Here is a 16,070-nt window from a genome sequence, read left to right as displayed (position 1 = left end):
CTTCGTTTATCCACGGTCAGGACAAAGTTTGTTGTGTTGCGGTCATAGCTATTGGCGGACCGCCGAAAGAGGTCTAGCTTCGTCGGCTGTTGCTGTGCGCTCACAGCTGTGTCCTCAGAGGGGTGGGTGAACCATGCGTCGCGCACCACGTCAGAACCGCACCACCACCAAACGGTGGAGACGGACCGCCGGCCTGTCGGCCCTGGCCGTCGCGGCGGCCCTGTTGGGCGGTACCCCCGCGCTGGCCGGTGCGCCACCGGAACCGTCCGTACCGAAGCTGGCCCTGCCGTCACCGCCGGGCGGGGAGAACGTGCGTGTGCTGGTGTTCCACGGCTCGGCCGGCGAGGAGCCGCCGACGGTGAACGCCGGTATCGAGGCGATCGAGAAGATCGGCCGGCAGGGGCCGGCCCTTGAGCACTTCACCGTCGACGCCACCGCCGACGCCTCGGTGTTCACCCGGCCCAAGCTCGGCAAGTACAACGCGGTGGTCTTCCTCACCGGCGGCGGCGACGTGCTCGACCCCGAGCAGGAAGCCGGCCTGGAGAGCTACATGAAGGCCGGCGGCGGTTTCGTCGGCATCCACGACGCGGCCCGCGCCGAGCCGTATTCCGCATGGTTCACCGGCCTGATCGGCGCCCGTCCCACCGGCGGCACGGGTACCGTGCAGCGCGCCACCGTCGAGGTCGGCGACCGGGAGAACCCCGCCACCAAGAGCCTGCCGCTGGAGTGGAAGCGCCCCGACAAGTGGCTCAACTGGGCGGCGAACCCCAGCGGTTCGGTGCACACCGTGGCCCGCGTACGGGAGAACACCTTCAAGCCCGGTGACGGCGCGAACGGCGCCGACCACCCCATCTCCTGGTGCCGCGACTACGACGGCGGCCGGTCCTTCTACACCGGTATGGGCGGCACCGCGGCCGGCTTCCAGGAGACCGACTTCCGCGCCCACCTGCGCGGCGCGCTGCTGTGGACCACGCGGCTGGCCCGTGCCGACTGCCAGGCCACCATCGCCTCGAACTACAAGGCCGAGCGGGTCACGCAACCCAACCAGCCGGGACAGCACGACCAGATCGCGGAGCCGCACGGCGTGGTGACCGCCAAGGACGGCCGGGTGTTCTACATCGGCCGCGGCGGCGAGGGCTCGGACGCGCCCGTCGTCACCGACTGGAACAACCCCGACATCGGCAAGGGCAAGGGCACCGTCCACATCTACGACCCGGCGACGAAGAAGGTCACCCTCGCGGGCGAACTCACCGTCTTCGGCAACAAGGGCGGCGGCGACGAGCTGATCAAGAACGAGGAGGGGCTGCTCGGCATCGAGCTGGACCCCGACTTCGCCGACAACGGCTGGGTCTACCTGCACTACACGCCGCACTCGCGGATCGACCGCGAGACGCACATGGCCGAGCGCCGCGTCTCCCGCTTCCACCTGGACCCGAAGACCGGCAAGCTGGACCTCTCCTCGGAGAAGGTGCTGCTCAAGTGGCCGGTGCAGATCCACAGCTGCTGCCACGCGGGTGGCGGCATGGCCTGGGACTCCAAGGACAACCTCTACATCGCCACCGGTGACAACAACTCCAGCCAGTACAGCGACGGTTACTCGGGCAACAACCCGGAGCCGAACTTCAAGGGCGTGTCGTTCGCCGACGCCCGCCGCACCGCGGGCAACACCAACAACCTCAACGGGAAGATCCTGCGGATCCACCCCGAGGACGACGGCACGTACACCCTGCCCGAGGGCAATCTCTTCACCGGCAAGGAGACCGACGAGGGCGGCGGCAAGACCCGCGGCGAGATCTACGTCATGGGCGTTCGCAACCCCTCCCGCATCTCCGTCGACAAGAAGACCGACACCCTCTACGCGGGCTGGGTCGGCCCGGACGCGTCCGAACCGAGCGAGACCTGGGGCCCGGCGAAGTACGACTCGTTCGCCGCGATCACCCATGCCTCCAACCGCGGCTGGCCGTTCTGCATGGGCAACGAGCAGCCCTACCGCGACCGCAACCTGCCCGATCCGAGCAAGCCGCTGGGCTGGTACGACTGCGACCACCTGAAGAACGAGTCGCCCAACAACGACGGGCTGGTCAACATCCCGCCCGCCGAGGGCAACAACATCTGGTACTCGCCCTCCGGCGGCGGCCCGGACTTCCCGCGCAACGCCGACGGCGTGCCCAGCTACAAGAAGTCCGAGCAGAAGTTCCTGCTGCCCTGGCTCAAGGGCGGCGGCCAGGCTGCGATGGACGGCCCGGTCTACCGGTACGACGCCAGGACGGCGGGCAAGGACGCCTGGCCGGCGTACTGGGACGGCAAGTGGTTCGTCGGCGACTTCTACGACGGCGAGCAGCCGCGCAACGCGGTCGTGATGGACCCGAAGACGGTGGGCTCCGGCGGGCTGCCGGTGCACGCCGAGACCCTCGACAAGATCGTCCCGGTCGGCGCCGACGGCATCCGCAACCTGATGGGGTGGACGTTCGCGCCCGACGGCTCGCTCTACGTCCTGGACTACGGGCGCGGCTTCTTCACCCATGACAGCAAGTCGGCGCTGTGGCACGTCACGTACCACGGCGGCCCGGCGACTCCGCTCCCCGCGGACCTGGCCCGGAAGGACGCCCGATGAACCGGCGGCTGACCGCCCTGCTGTCCGTCCTCTTCCTGCTGCTCGGCGTGGGTGCCACCGCGGCGTACGGGCAGCCGGCGCCCGTCGCGGAGCAGCAGGTGCTGACCTGGACGGCGGGCGACGACATCACCAAGTACACCTCGGCGCCCACCACCGCCGTGGCCGGGAAGGCGACCATCGTCTTCGAGAACAGCGAGGCCACCGGCAACACCATGGGGATGCCGCACACGCTGACGTTCGTGACCTCCGACTCGGAGTACAACCAGGACGTCAGCCTGAACATCATGGCGAACCCCGGCGACTCCTCGGGCGGCAAGCACACCGCCGAGGTCACCCTCACCCCCGGCAAGTACCGCTACCACTGCACCATCCCCGGCCACGAGACGATGCAGGGCGTCCTCGTCGTCACCGAGGGCGGCGGCGCGGACACCACGGCGCCGGAGACCTCGGCGAAGGTCGAGGGGCAGCAGAACGCGGACGGCGCGTACGTGGGCAGTGCGACCGTGACCCTGTCGGCGACCGACGAGGGCTCGGGCGTGGACCGGATCGAGTACGCGGTGGGCGACGGCGGCTACCAGCCGTACACCGCGCCCCTCGTGGTCGACCAGGTCGGCTCGCACAAGATCCGCTATCGGGCCGCCGACAAGGCGGGCAACGTCGCGGCGGAGAAGTCCGCCGACTTCACGGTGGTCGCACCGGACACGAACGACACGACGCCGCCGGAGACCTCGGCGACGGTGTCCGGCGAGAAGAACGCCGACGGCGCCTACCTGGGCATGGCGACGGTGACCGTCACCGCCTCCGACACCGGGTCCGGCGTCAACACCATCGAGTACGCGCTCGGGGACGGCGCCTGGCAGCCGTACACCGCGCCGGTGATGGTGCACGAGGTGGGCACCCACAAGGTCCGCTACCGGGCCGCGGACAAGGCGGGCAACGCGGCGGCGGAGAAGTCCGTCGACTTCACGGTCATCGAACCGCCGGCGCAGGACACCACGCCCCCGGACACCGCGGCGAAGGTCGAGGGACAGAAGAACTCCGACGGCGCGTACGTCGGCAGCGCCAAGGTCACCGTGACCGCCACCGACGACGACAGCGGCGTGGACAAGGTGGAGTACTCCCTCGACGGCGGCCCCTACCTCGCGTACGAGGCGCCGGTCGTCGTGGACCGCACCGGCCACCACTCGCTCGCGCACCGGGCGACCGACAAGGCGGGCAACACCTCGCCGGCCCGTACGGCCTCCTTCGACGTCGTCGCGGGCGGCGGGGTGCCCGCACCGCCCTGCCCCGAGCACGACGAGCGGCTGACGGTCATCGTCGGCACGGTCGACACCGGCGTACCGAACCGGGTCACCGGCAACCGGTGCATGATCAACGAGCTGATCGAGGACGAGAAGGACTGGTCCTCGCAGGCGCTCTTCCTCAAGCACGTGACCGAGGTGACGGACAAGCTCCTGAAGGAGGGCGTGATCGACAAGCGCGAGGCCCGGGCGATCAAGCAGGCGGCGCGCCAGTCCGGCATCGGCAAGCCCGGTCAGCACACCGGCTACCGCACCCTCTTCGACGGGACGCAGGCATCCTTCGAGAAGTGGCAGCACGTGGGCGGCGGCGCGTTCTCGCTCACCGGGGACGGCGCGATGACCAGCAGTACGAAGGTCGACGGCATGGGCATGCTGTGGTTCCCCGAGCGGCGCTTCGACGACTTCTCGCTGAAGCTGCAGTTCCGGGACGACGCGCCGGGCACCGGCAACGCCAACGGCGGGGTCTTCGTCCGCTTCCCCGACGTCCACGATCACCCGGAGGAGTCCCGGCCGGAGTGGGTCGCCATCAAGTACGGACACGAGGTCCAGATCCTGGACCGGCCGGACGGCGACATGTACAAGACGGGGTCGATCTACGGCTTCGACCGGGTCGGTCTGGGCGGCGCGGGCGTCACGCCCAAGGGCACCTGGAACGACTACGAGATCCGGGTGGTCGACCAGCACTACTCGATCTACCGGAACGGCAAGCTGATCAACGAGTTCGACAACACCGGCGGGCAGGTCTTCAACCCGCCGCGGGCCGACGACCCGGGCACCGACGGCCGGCGCTACGCCTCCGGCTACGTGGGGCTCCAGGTCCACAGTACGAGCGACGTCATCTCGTATCGCAATATCCGCATCCAGGAGCTGTGAGTACTCCGCACTCACGGTGACGACGACGGCGGCCGCCGGGATTCCTCCCGGCGGCCGCCGCTCCGTTCGTGTCCGTCAGGCGGTCGTTCGTGCTCAGGCGGTCAGCAGACGCCGTCGCCCGGCTTGGGGTTGCCGAGGCCGAAGGCCGGGCGCAGCCGGAGGCCGGCCCAGGTGCCGACGAGGGCGGCCGCTCCCCAGATCCAGCCGTGCAGGCTGCCGGAGGCGATGCCGGCGAGGTACGCGCCGATGTTGCAGCCGCCGGCCATCCGGGCGCCGACGCCCATCAGGATGCCGCCGAGCACGGCCGCGAGGGCTGTCCGGGCGGGGATGCCGCGGTGCAGCTTCCACACGCCGCCCGCCGCCGCGGCCACCGCGGCACCGATCATGATGCCGAGGTCGGTCAGGCTCGTCTTGTCGGCGAGCACCGGGCCCGCGTACGAGGCCGCGTTCTTCGGGTCCTGCCAGAACGCCCAGTGCTCCGGGGAGCCGCCGAGCAGTCCCACCAGCTTCGAGCCCCACAGCGCGAACGCGCTGGTGATGCCCCAGGCGCCGCCCGAGACGAGCAGCACGGCGGCGCCGAGCAGGGCCAGGACCAGGGCGCCGGCCCACAGCGTCCAGGAGCCGCGGAAGACGCGGGCCAGGGTGGTGCGCGCGGACGGCGGGGTGCCGAGCGGCGGCGGGTTGCGGCGGGCCTGGACGCGCCGGGATACCAGCACGACCACGGCGAGCAGCACCATGGTCACGGCCCAGGAACCGGCCCAGCCGAGGTGGTCGGAGAACAGCACCGGGTCGAACGCGGGCAGGTCGCGCCAGAGGTCGTACTGCCAGGCCGCGACGGTGGAGCCGACGATGAAGCCGCCGAGGGTGAGCACGATGGTGCTCTGGCCCGAGCCGACGGCGAAGAGCGTGCCGGAGGCGCAGGCGCCGCCGAGCTGCATGCCGACGGCGAAGAGGAAGGCGCCGACCAGCAGGGCGATGCCCAGCGGGCCGGCACTGGGCGCGGGTACCGAGCCGAACAGGCCGGTGCCGGTGCCGATGACCAGCGCGAAGAGCGTCGCGGTGGTGCCGAGCAGCAGGGCGTGGGCGCGCAGCCCGGTGCCGTTGCCGACGGCGATCAGCTGCCGCCAGGCGGAGGTGAAGCCGAAGCGGGAGTGGAAGAGGGCGAAGCCCAGGGCGATGCCGAGGACCAGCAGGATGCCGGGCTTGGCGCCGTTGGCGGTCCACACGTAGGCGGTGAGGCCGGCGCCGATGAGGCCGGCGACCACGAGGGGCGTGCGGCGGACGGGCGGCGCGGGCTCCGCCGTGGGCGCGGGCGTGTGGGTGGGGGCCGGGGCGAGGAGGGTGCCGGTACGGGGCGGGGCCTCGGCCGCCCCGGCGGGGGGAGCGGTCGTCACGTGGTGTCTCCGTGGGAGGGCTGCGGTACGTACGCCGTACCGGAAGGCGAAAGGGTTGGACCTGGGGGCTGCTGAAGGATCTCCGCGGAGATCCGTTGAGCCCCTGGGGCGTCAGCGGCTACAGAGCGCGTCGTCGACGTCCCACGGCGTCGCCGCGAAGAGCGCGAGCGTGAGCACACTGGCGGGTCCGAACATGCCGTCCACGGTAATACCGGGTGTAAGCAACACGTAACGTCGTCTCGGATGGCGAGACGATCCGTCCGTCGGGCGGACGGGCAGAATGGGCGGATGCCCCGTCGTACCCCGCGCCCGAAGCAGGCCGCAGCGCCTGCCGTCACCGCTACCTCGCCCTGCCCCTGCGGCCTGCCTGCCACGTACGGGGAATGCTGTGGGCGGTTCCACGCCGTTACCGCGGCGGCGCCCACCTGCGAACGGCTGATGCGGTCGCGGTACAGCGCCTTCGTCGTCCGGGACGAGGCGTACCTGCTGCGGACCTGGCACCCGGACACCCGGCCGGCCCGCATCGACTTCGACGCGGGCCAGCGCTGGCTGGGCCTGGAGATCCTGGGCACCTCCGAGGGCAGCGCATTCCACACCGCCGGCACCGTCGAATTCAGGGCCCGGTTCCGCCACGGCGGCGCGGAGGACTCGCTGCACGAGAACAGCCGCTTCGTCCGGCACGAGGGCGCCTGGGTCTACCTGGACGCGCTCTTCGCGGGGTGAGGGCATCGCTGTCAGGTGACGACCGCCGCCAGTCGCCGTTGCAGCCTGGGATGGCGGAACTGGTGCACGGCACCGGACTGGCGTAGCACGCCACGCTCGTGGGCGTCGGCCAGGAAAGTCATCAGCCGCCAGGGGACCTTCCGCCGCAGCGCCAGCCAGGTCCGGACGAGCACGTACCGGCCCCACGCGGTACTGACGACACCTGCCATCCGGTCGGTCACGGCGAAGGCGACGCCCATGGCGCAGGCCGGTCCGACAGCCGCCGGGCCATGGGCGGGAACGGTGGCCAGCAACATGCCGGCCGTCACCACCGGTCCCATGACCAACGCCCTGACGAGCGAGGCGTTGCGGTCGTCCCGGAGCACCGTACGAGGGCTGATCGCGCGGGTGAGGTCGGTGGGGGCGTCGATCCAGACGTTGAGCCCGTCCATGATGCCGAGAGCCAGCCCCAGGACGAGGGAGAGAAGCGCGAACACCAGCCCCGTGGTGGGATCTGCCGCCATTCCCAGGGCCACGCCCAGCACGGCACCCATCACCATCCCGAGAGCGATTCCCATGGCAAGCCGGTGAGTGAAGTGACGCATCGTGCCCCGAAGACGCCGGCTCACTCTGGTCGGTGTGAAGCGCGGCTCGTGCACGAAGAAGCCGGCGCCCAGTCCGAAGAGCAGACCGGAGGTCACTCCGTTCGACGTCCCTGTGGCGAGATGCCCGTGGAGGACCGGCGGGAGCCCGACCGCGAGCCCGGCCACCACGCCGCTCATCCGCCCCATCACCGGTCCCCCGAGCCGCCCCGCCAGATGCAGCACCGCCGGAGAAAAGGCCCTGACGGTGCCCACCGCTGCGAGCACGGCCCCGGCCATCGCCGCCGGTACGGTTCCGACGAAGCCGGCGACGACGAAGCCGGCGACGGCCCCCAGGGCACAGCCCACCGGCAGTCCGGTGGCCAGCGTCGCAGCGGTCCCGGGAGCCGCGGCCCGCAGCTGCCACCACGCCAGGTCCTCGGGCCGGGAGTGCTGCGACCGCTGAGCCAGGAACCCCAGCCAACGGCGTGCCTGCTCCGGGGACCAGCCCCGGCCGTGATCGGCGTACGCCGCGCTGACGAGTTCGTCCAACAGGTGGTGTTCGACGGCGGTGCGATCGGCGAAGGCGGCCGCATTCGCCAGCTCTTCCGGGGAGGTCCCGGCGTCCTCGTAGACGATGTGGGCGAGCCAGATCATCAAGGGGCTCTGCAATGCCTGGGCGACCGGTGTGTCCGGCCGGTCGAGGAGGGGGAAGACACGTGTCCACCGCCCCGCTGGCACCACGGCCGTGGTCCGCTGCAAGTACGCTTTGGCCTCCGGCGCCCCGACGGGGGCCAGTTCCACCACTGCGGTGCGCGGCAGGCCCCGGCCGGCACCCAGTACGGCCCGCTGGTATTCGGCCGTACGGCTGGTCATCACCAGCGGCGTCTCCGGCCCCAGCTCCCTGATCCGGGCCAGCGCCTTCTGCCTGGACCGCTCGGGGATCTCATCGAACCCGTCGAGGACGAACAGCAGACGCTCGGAATCGACCAGCGCCTTCGACAGGGGGATGAACTTGCGTGCCAGTGGCACTTCGGACGGGGACTGGAGGTCGGGATGGCTGCGCACCAGCTGATGGGCCACCCAGCCATACAAACTCTGCTTCGGGCCCCAGGACGCTAGCGGCAGGAACACCGGTACCCGGTCCCCGGGAGCCCGGCTCTTCAGCAGGTCGCGGGCCAGCCGCATGGCCAGGAAACTCTTGCCGCCACCGCCTCGTCCGAGCACGACCAGCCGCCGGTGCGGCAGTCGCCGGGTGAAGAAGTCATGGAGTGAAGCGCACTCACCGGCCGGTGGGTCGGCCGGGGCGGCGCTCATGACGTCGTCCCGGCCGACCCCGGCCATGGCGGCCTCCGCCGCCCGGGTCATCGCCCAGTGGACGGGCAGCAGTTCCGGGTGTCTTCCCTGATGCAGCCGCTCCTCTCGGGTCCACTCGTCGACCAACGCCTCGGCCAGCATCTCCGCGGCTTCGGCCACCGCCAGCGGCGCGTGGTGGCTGCCTCGCAGCAGCCAGGTGCTGACCTGTCGGGCTGGCGGAATGGCGAAGGCGGCCAGCGCCAGTACCCCGCCGAAGACGCTCAGCCATTTCGTCGACCGCTCCAGCCCCTGAGAGCTCAGGAAGAAGACCAGCCCGATCATCCCGCCGGCGAGAACCAGCAGGACGATCGAAACGGCCAGCCCGCGCCGGGCCGCCCTCCCCACCATGACGCCATCATGGCCGGGCCGTACTCGGCACGGTAAGTAGCCGTACGGCCCTTCGCCGTCGGCTCTTCTCACTCCTCCCGCACGGGCCACGGTACGAGCGTGATCCGCCGCGTGGTGTGCTTCTCGACCTGCTCGCGTGTGTACAGCAGCGGGAAAGCGCCGTCCGTCGCCCAGGTGTCGAACAGGTCCCGGTAGTGCGGACTCCGCGGGTCGCCGGACTGGCCCGGGGTGCTCATCGCCACCGACTCGTCCCACGCGCCCACGTCCACGACCAGTCGGAAGCTGGCGCCGCCGGTCTGCCGGAAGCCGGGGCCGTAGGACGTCGCCGACACCGTCTCGCCGCTGCCGCCGCGCGGTGCGGGTCCCACCGAGGTCCAGTCGGCCGCCTGCTCGCCGAGCAGTTCGGCGAGGGGATGGTGCAGGTGCGCCCGGTGGAGCGTGCCCCAGCGCCAGGTGCCGCTGTCGGGGCCGAGCAGCCGTCCCGCCTCCGTCATCGCGCGGCCGAGAGTGGTGAGCACGGTCGTACGGATCACCGTGTCCGGGTCGGGGCCCAGCCGGTCCCCCGGGTCGAGAAGCAGCGAGAGGTCGACCCGCGCGTCGGCGGTGGCGTCCTCGGCGGGCAGGATGCGGGCCAGCGCCGCGGCCACCCGGTCCTCGGGCAGCAGTCTGGCGAGCGCCTTGCGCAGCAGCTCGGGGCGGAGGTGTCGGCGGTACCAGATCTCGAAGAGCGCGGCGGCGGCCGAGTCCGCGTCGAGGGCGGCGTCCCAGTCCCGCAGCAGCTTCAGCCCCTCGGTCACGTGCGGGTCGTCGCTGGTCAGCCCGGTCAGCAGCGGCTGGATGCGGCGTGCCGGCAGGCTCACGTAGTCGTTCTGCAGGGCCACGCAGTCGGCCACCGTCCAGTCCGACCGCGCCGCGAGCACCTCGGCGAGGCGCTCGTGGCGGTGGGAGGCGTACCAGTCGTAGGTGACGGTGCGTTCGGCGTGCGGGTAGTCGGCGGGCAGGTTGAGCTGGTTGGCGGTGGCGAACCAGCCGTCCTCCGGGTCCCGTACGGAGGGCAGCGAGCCGACCGGGTGGTGGCCGTCCCACTCGTACCGGCCGTCGCCCGGCACCGGCAGCGTGCCGTCCCAGCCGCGGCGGACCGGGACCCGGCCGGCCGGGCGCCAGCCGGTCGTGCCGTCCGGCGCCGCGTAGACCTGGTTCTCGCCGGGCGCGCCCCACCGCTCCATGGCGGCGACGAAGGCGTCGGGGCCGGTCGCGCCCATGTAGTCCATGCTGCCGAGGTAGGGCGCCATGCCCGGCTCCAGCCAGGCGGCGCGGACGGCGAACGCGGCGGCGCGGTCCGGGCGTTCGTCGATGACGGGGCCGTGCCGGGTGAACCACAGGTCGGTGGTGAGGGGTTCGCCGCCGCGCACCGGGATGGTCTCGGTGACCTTGGTCATCGCCTCCCAGCCGGCCCCGTACGCGTACCGCTTCGGGTCGGTGGGGTCGGTGCGGTAGACGTACAGGTCCTCCTGGTCGATCGGGAAGATCGTGAGGCCGAAGGCGAGGCGGCCGTTGTGGCCGATGGAGACGCCGGGCAGGGCCGGCTCGCCCGCGCCGATCACGTCGAGGCCGGGTGCCGAGAGGTGGGCGAGGTAGCGCAGCGCGGGCAGGGTGACGGCGCGGTGCGGGTCGTTGGCCAGCAGCGGGCGGCCGGTGGCGGTGCGGGACGGGGCGAGCACCCAGTTGTTGCTGCCGTCGATGCCCTGGCGCTTGGCCTTCGGGGCCCACGGCGGGGTGGTCGCCATCCGGTACACGCGCAGCACGTCGTCGGGGAGGACGGACAGGTCGAGGCCTTCCGGCACCCGCAGCTCGTGCGCGGGCTCGCGGACCTTGCGCAGCTCCTCCACCTCGGGCCCGAAGTCCCGGAGGGTGAGGGCTCTTTCGACCTCGTCGTGCAGGTTGTAGTGGAGGCCGTGGCTGCGGATGCGGGCGACGTCGGCGGGCTGCCAGTACGCCGGTTCGTAGTCCAGCAGCCGGAACTCCGGCGGGAGATGCTCGCGTTGTGCACGGCAGAGGGCGACGAAGGCGTTGATGCCGTGCACGAACGCGGTGGTGGTCCGCTCGGTGTCCGGGCCGTACGACGCCCACTCGGCGGCCATGTCGCCGCGGTAGAGGAAGAGCCGGGCCGCCCGGTCGTGTTCGGCGTAGTCGGGGCCGAGGACCTCGGCCAGCAGGCCGAGGCCGCGCCGCCGCCACAGGTCGATCTGGAAGAGCCGGTCGCGGGCCGCGTTGAAGCCCTGCGCGAGGAAGAGGTCGGCGCGCGAGTCGGCGTAGAGGTGCGGGACGCCCCAGCGGTCGATCAGGATCTCCACGGGTGCGGACAGTCCCGGCACCTCGAAGGTGGTGGTGCCGGTCGCGGTCATCGGGCGACCTCCTCGTGCACGCGCTGCCCGCCCACGTAGGTCGCGCGCACGGGGATGGCGGAGATGCCGTGCGGGTCGATGGTGAGCGGGTTCTCGCCGAGGACGGTGAAGTCGGCGAGGTGGCCGGGCGCGAGCCGGCCCTTGTGGTGGGCTGTGCCCTCCGCCTCGGCCGAACCGAGGGTGAAGATGCGCAGCGCCTCGGCGGCGGTGACCCGCTGGGAGGGGCCGACCTTCGCGCCGTCCTCGATGCCCTCGCGGGTGACCATCGACTGCAGGCCGAGCAGCGGTTCGTAGGGGCCGCAGGGGTAGTCCGAGGAGCCGGCGACGGTGACACCCGCGTCCAGGAAGGAGCGGTGCGCGAACATCCGCTCCGTTCGCTCGGGCCCGTACCAGGCGTTCAGGGCGCCGCCGTGGTAGCCGGCATAACCGGCGAACGGTACGGCGATCGCGTCCAGCGCCTTCATCCGGGCGAGGATTCCGTCGTCGATGAGGGTGCAGTGCTCGATGCGGTGCCGGAGCCCGGGGCGCGGCAGCTCCCGGTGGGCCGCCTCGAAGGCGTCCAGGACGATGCGGATCGCGGCGTCGCCGTTGGCGTGCACGCCGATCCGGTCGCCGGCCGCGTGCACCTCGCGGACCTGCGCGCACAGCTCCTCGGTGGAGGTGGTCTGGAGCCCGTGGCCGTCCGGGCCGCCGCACGAGGGGTCGGCGTACGGCTCGGCCAGCAGGCCGGTCCGGCCGCCGATCGCACCGTCCAGGAACGCCTTCACGCCGACGAACCGCAGCAGGTCGTCGCCGAAGCCGCTGCCAACGCCGAGCGCCCGCGCCTTGGCGTAGTGGTCGATGGACAGCAGCATGCCGGTGCGCAGTGTCAGCCGGTCCTGGTCGCGCGCGGTACGCAGCAGCGCGATGTCGTCGGGGGCGATCAGCGCGTCGCAGATCGAGGTGAGCCCGGCGGCGTGCCACAGCTCCTGCGCGCGCTGCAGGCCGCGCAGCCGGTCCTGCGGGGAGTTGGGGGTGAGCGGTGAGTCGCCGCGTGCGGTGGCCGGGTAGACCACGTTCATCAGGGCGCGCTCGATCAGCCGGCCGTCGAGGCGGCCGTCCGCTTCCCGGCCGAAGTCGCCGCCGTCCGGTGCCGGGGTGTCCTCGTCGATGCCGAGGGCGCGCAGGGCGGCGGAGTTGACGACGCCCCAGTGCCCGGCGACGTGCACGACGAGCACGGGGTGGCCGGGCGCTGCCCGGTCCAGTTCCCGGCGGGTGATCCGGCCGGTCTTCACGTCGTCGTACCGGCTGCCGCGCACCCACTCCCCCGGTGCCGTGCGGGCCGCCTCGGCGGTGACCGTGGCGAGCAGGGCGTCGACCGTGTCCACGGCGGCGGCCGACAGGTCCAGGTGGAGCAGGTCGGTGGCGGCCATCGCGAGGTGGATGTGGGCGTCGTTGAGGCCGGGGACCACGGTGGCGTGCCCGAAGTCGACCTCGGGCGCGCCGGGGAAGCGGTCGCGCAGTGCGGCGAAGCTGCCGGTGGCGCGTATCCGGCCGGCGGCGACGGCGAAGCCCTCCGGCTCGGATGCGCCGGTGTCGTCGGTGCGCTGGCTGATGATGCGGTCGGCGCGGTAGAGCACGGGGGTGCTCTCGTCGGTCGTGGTGGTGTCCGGTGCCGCGTTCGCGTCCGTCACGGAGCCTCCTTCGGGGCCGCCGGGGTGGCCGGGGCCTGGTCGGTGCCGGTCGTCGGCGTCCTACCCGGCGGACGCGGTGCCGGCTCCTGTCCCGCGGGCCGCGCGAAGGTGACAGCGGCGGCGACGACGAGGTTGGCCACGAGCCCGACGATGCCGCCGTTGACGCCGTACAGCGGGTCGTTCCCGGTCGCCCAGAGCGCCACCACGACCGCGAGCCCGGTGAACAGCCCCGCGAGCGCGCCGGCCTTCGTCATCCGCCGCCAGAACAGCGCGAGCAGCACCACGGGCACCAGCTGCGCTAGCCCTTCGTACGACAGGACCGAGAGCTGGACCAGGGTGTTGGGGTAGAAGAGGGCGCCGCCCAGCGCGATCAGGCCGGCGATCAGGCAGACCAGTTGGGAGAGCCGCTTGGTGCGTACGTCGTCGGCGGGCGTGCGGCCCGTACGGCGGCTGCGCGGGTCGGCGCCGTTGCCGCCGCCGAGCAGGGTACGGCCCCACAGCGTGCCGATGGCCAGCATGAACACGCTCATCGGGACGATCGCGGAGAGCGCGCCGGCGACGCCGATGAGGGCCACGAGGGGCGCCGGGAGCGAGTCGGTGACGAGGCTGAACAGCGCGAGGTCCGGGTTGCCGAGGGCCGGCAGCACGAACAGCGCGGTGGCGCCGATCATCATCGGGACGAAGAGCAGGAGCTGGTACCAGGGCAGCAGCACGGCGTTGCGGCGCAGTGCGTTGGGGCTCTTCGCGCTGAGGTAGCCGGCGACGGTGGTCGGGAAGATGGTGATGGTCACGGCGTTGAGCAGTGTCGTCGAGACGAACCACATGCCGCCCTTGCCGCCGGACTCGTGCCCGGGGAAGGTCAGCCACTCCGGCTTCTCCGCGACCATGCGGTGCATGAAGTCGCCGAGGCCGTCGAGGTAGTGCATCGGCACGTACACCGCGAGGAAGACCACCGCGAAGATGACCAGCACGTCCTTGAGCGCGCTGACCCACGCCGAGCCGCGCAGCCCGGAGACCAGGATGAAGACCTCGGCGACGACGAAGGAGATGACCGCGGCGACCTTCAGGTCCACGCTCCCGTACGTCATCGCGTTGACCACCACGCCCATGCCCTGGATCTGCACCTGGATGTAGGGTACGAGGAAGACCGTGGCGATCACGGCGACGAGGATGCCGACGGGTCGGGAGCGGAAGCGGTGTTCGGCCAGGTCGGCGATGGAGATCAGGCCGTGCCGGCTGGCGTACGTCCAGATGGCCGGGCCGACCACGTACCCCACGGCGAAGCCGACGGTGAGGTACGCGACGAGGTAGAGAATCGGCACGCCGAAGGAGTACGACCAGCCGGCCGTGCCGAGGAAGGAGAAGCTGGTGTAGGTCTCCCCGGCCATCAGCAGCCAGATGAAGAGGACGCCCAGGCCCCGGCTGGAGACCGACCACTCGGCCAGCCCCTTGTCCCGGCCGCGCGCGCTGAGCACGCCGATGACGATGGTCGCGATCATGGCGAGGCCGAAGACGGTGGTCGCGATCGCCGCTGATCCGCTCATGCGGCGCCTCCTTCGGACGGGCCGCCGGGGGCGGGGGTGGCGGTCCGGTCGCCGGGCAGCGGCTCGGCGGCGTCGGTGCGGTACGCGGGGTCCAGGCGGGTGACCAGCCAGATCACGAGGGGGCTGACGATCGTGGCGGCGACGATCCAGAACAGCAGGAACGGCAGGCCGAGGACGCGCGGTTCGACGCTGTTGGCCACCAGCGGCGCCAGGCAGTACAGCACGGCCGGCACGAGCAGCAGCCACAGCGCGGGGCGCCGGGCGCTCACCTCGGGCAGGTCGTCGGGCGGCGGCGGTCCGGTCTCCGCCGGGCCCTCCCGGTCCCGGTCCTCGGAGGCGTGCGACATGGGGCTCCCTTCGGGAAGAGGAATACGGTCCGGTCCGCGGCGCGGTACCGGCCGCCTGGACGTTATCGCAGGGTCACCGCAGGTCAGACGGATGGTTCATAACGGCCGTCGACCGCGGTCCAGCCGCCGTCCACGGTCAGCACGCTGCCGGTGACGAAGGTGGACGCGTCCGAGACCAGGTAGTGCACGGCACCGGCCAGCTCCTCGGCACCGGCCCACCGGCGCAGCGCGGACGCCTGCGCGTACGCGTCGTACCAGTCGGGGTCGGCGGCGATCTGATCGGTCAGCGGCGTGCGCACGACGCCGGGCGCGATGGCGTTGAACCGCACCCCGCGCGGCCCCCACTCGGCCGCCGCCGTCCGCAGGAACTGCACCAGCCCCGCCTTGGACGCGGCGTACACGCTCTGGCCCGGCTCGACCTGTATCGCGCGCATCGAGGCGAGCCCGACCACGCTGCCGCTGCCGCGCTCGGCCATCGCCGGGGCGACGGCCTGCACGAGGGCGAAGTGCGCCCGCAGGTTGAGCGCCACCACCCGGTCGAACTCCGCCATCGTGTAGTCGGCGATCCGCTTACGGACGTTGGCGCCGACGGTGACGACGAGCCCGTCCGGCGCGCCCCAGGATTCGGCAGCCGTGCGTACCGCCTCGTCGTCCAGTACGTCCAGCGCGTACGCGGTCGCCGTCCCCGTGCGGCTGCCGGGCGCCGCCGGCTCCTCCCCCGCGAGCCGCGCGGTCTCCTCCGCGCCCTTCAGGTCACGGTCGGCCACGGTCACGTCGGCGCCGTGCGCCACCAGCGCCCGCACGGCCTCGCGCCCGATGCCGCTGCCGCCGCCGACCACGACGACATGCCGCCCGTCGAGGCGGAAGAGATGCGCGTACGTCATGCGGGACTCCTTGGTCCGGTCGAGGGGTGCGGCGGGGGCGGTCGGCCG

Annotated in this window: 10 protein-coding genes; 3 read left to right on the top strand and 7 right to left on the bottom strand. The window is 72.0% G+C overall.

Annotation, left to right across the window (positions count from 1 at the left end):
* The first annotated feature begins 133 nt into the window (after window positions 1-133).
* Both IF20_RS19920 and IF20_RS19915 read left to right on the top strand, forming a co-directional pair.
* Window positions 134-2,614: a ThuA domain-containing protein gene (locus IF20_RS19920; protein WP_199896671.1), complete on the top strand. Its 2,481-nt coding sequence runs from the start codon at window positions 134-136 to the stop codon at window positions 2,612-2,614.
* Window positions 2,611-4,788, top strand: coding sequence for an OmpL47-type beta-barrel domain-containing protein (locus IF20_RS19915; protein WP_052866593.1), 2,178 nt, complete (start codon window positions 2,611-2,613; stop codon window positions 4,786-4,788). Before IF20_RS19920 ends, IF20_RS19915 begins: the two co-directional genes overlap by 4 nt.
* 101 nt (window positions 4,789-4,889) lie before the next feature.
* Here IF20_RS19915 and IF20_RS19910 read toward each other — a convergent pair whose 3' ends face one another.
* The gene (locus tag IF20_RS19910; RefSeq protein WP_052866592.1) at window positions 4,890-6,182 is read right to left on the bottom strand and encodes a YeeE/YedE family protein; all 1,293 of its coding nucleotides are present in this window, start codon (window positions 6,180-6,182) and stop codon (window positions 4,890-4,892) included.
* 288 nt (window positions 6,183-6,470) lie between these two features.
* Here IF20_RS19910 and IF20_RS19905 point away from each other — a divergent pair, with 288 nt between their 5' ends.
* Window positions 6,471-6,905, top strand: coding sequence for a YchJ family protein (locus IF20_RS19905; protein ID WP_110944350.1), 435 nt, complete (start codon window positions 6,471-6,473; stop codon window positions 6,903-6,905).
* Between the two features lie 11 nt (window positions 6,906-6,916).
* Here the strand turns inward: IF20_RS19905 and IF20_RS19900 are convergent, their stop codons facing one another.
* From IF20_RS19900 to IF20_RS19875, 6 genes are all read right to left on the bottom strand, one after another.
* A complete protein-coding gene (locus tag IF20_RS19900) occupies window positions 6,917-9,169 on the bottom strand; it encodes an NACHT domain-containing protein (RefSeq protein ID WP_052866590.1) in 2,253 nt (750 codons plus the stop codon).
* A 68-nt stretch (window positions 9,170-9,237) separates the two neighbouring features.
* Window positions 9,238-11,574 (bottom strand): penicillin acylase family protein, encoded by a 2,337-nt coding sequence (locus IF20_RS19895; protein WP_052866589.1) that lies wholly within the window; start codon window positions 11,572-11,574, stop codon window positions 9,238-9,240.
* Window positions 11,571-13,247 carry an amidohydrolase gene (locus IF20_RS19890; protein ID WP_052866588.1) on the bottom strand — a complete coding sequence of 559 codons (1,677 nt, stop codon included), beginning with the start codon at window positions 13,245-13,247 and terminating at the stop codon, window positions 11,571-11,573. The genes IF20_RS19895 and IF20_RS19890 overlap by 4 nt, the downstream gene beginning before the upstream one ends.
* On the bottom strand, window positions 13,244-14,791 hold the full coding sequence (locus IF20_RS19885) for a sodium:solute symporter family protein (protein ID WP_052866587.1): 1,548 nt from the start codon (window positions 14,789-14,791) through the stop codon (window positions 13,244-13,246). Before IF20_RS19885 ends, IF20_RS19890 begins: the two co-directional genes overlap by 4 nt.
* Window positions 14,788-15,138, bottom strand: a complete 351-nt coding sequence (locus IF20_RS19880; protein ID WP_052866586.1) for a DUF3311 domain-containing protein — start codon at window positions 15,136-15,138, stop codon at window positions 14,788-14,790. The genes IF20_RS19885 and IF20_RS19880 overlap by 4 nt, the downstream gene beginning before the upstream one ends.
* 83 nt (window positions 15,139-15,221) lie before the next feature.
* The gene (locus IF20_RS19875) at window positions 15,222-16,022 is read right to left on the bottom strand and encodes an SDR family NAD(P)-dependent oxidoreductase (RefSeq protein ID WP_052866585.1); all 801 of its coding nucleotides are present in this window, start codon (window positions 16,020-16,022) and stop codon (window positions 15,222-15,224) included.
* Between the last annotated feature and the right edge of the window lie 48 nt (window positions 16,023-16,070).

This window comes from Streptomyces niger (assembly GCF_000718305.1).
Taxonomy (GTDB): domain Bacteria; phylum Actinomycetota; class Actinomycetes; order Streptomycetales; family Streptomycetaceae; genus Streptomyces; species Streptomyces niger.
This window is presented reverse-complemented; position numbering and strand designations above follow the sequence as displayed.

What these genes read in the sequence shown, in the direction of transcription:
- IF20_RS19920 (WP_199896671.1), top strand. Translation starts at nt 134, where the DNA reads ATGCGTCGCGCACCACGTCAGAACCGCACCACCACCAAACGGTGGAGA.
- IF20_RS19915 (WP_052866593.1), top strand. Translation starts at nt 2,611, where the DNA reads ATGAACCGGCGGCTGACCGCCCTGCTGTCCGTCCTCTTCCTGCTGCTC.
- IF20_RS19905 (WP_110944350.1), top strand. Translation starts at nt 6,471, where the DNA reads ATGCCCCGTCGTACCCCGCGCCCGAAGCAGGCCGCAGCGCCTGCCGTC.
- IF20_RS19900 (WP_052866590.1), bottom strand. Translation starts at nt 9,169, where the DNA reads ATGGTGGGGAGGGCGGCCCGGCGCGGGCTGGCCGTTTCGATCGTCCTG.
- IF20_RS19895 (WP_052866589.1), bottom strand. Translation starts at nt 11,574, where the DNA reads ATGACCGCGACCGGCACCACCACCTTCGAGGTGCCGGGACTGTCCGCA.
- IF20_RS19885 (WP_052866587.1), bottom strand. Translation starts at nt 14,791, where the DNA reads ATGAGCGGATCAGCGGCGATCGCGACCACCGTCTTCGGCCTCGCCATG.
- IF20_RS19880 (WP_052866586.1), bottom strand. Translation starts at nt 15,138, where the DNA reads ATGTCGCACGCCTCCGAGGACCGGGACCGGGAGGGCCCGGCGGAGACC.
- IF20_RS19875 (WP_052866585.1), bottom strand. Translation starts at nt 16,022, where the DNA reads ATGACGTACGCGCATCTCTTCCGCCTCGACGGGCGGCATGTCGTCGTG.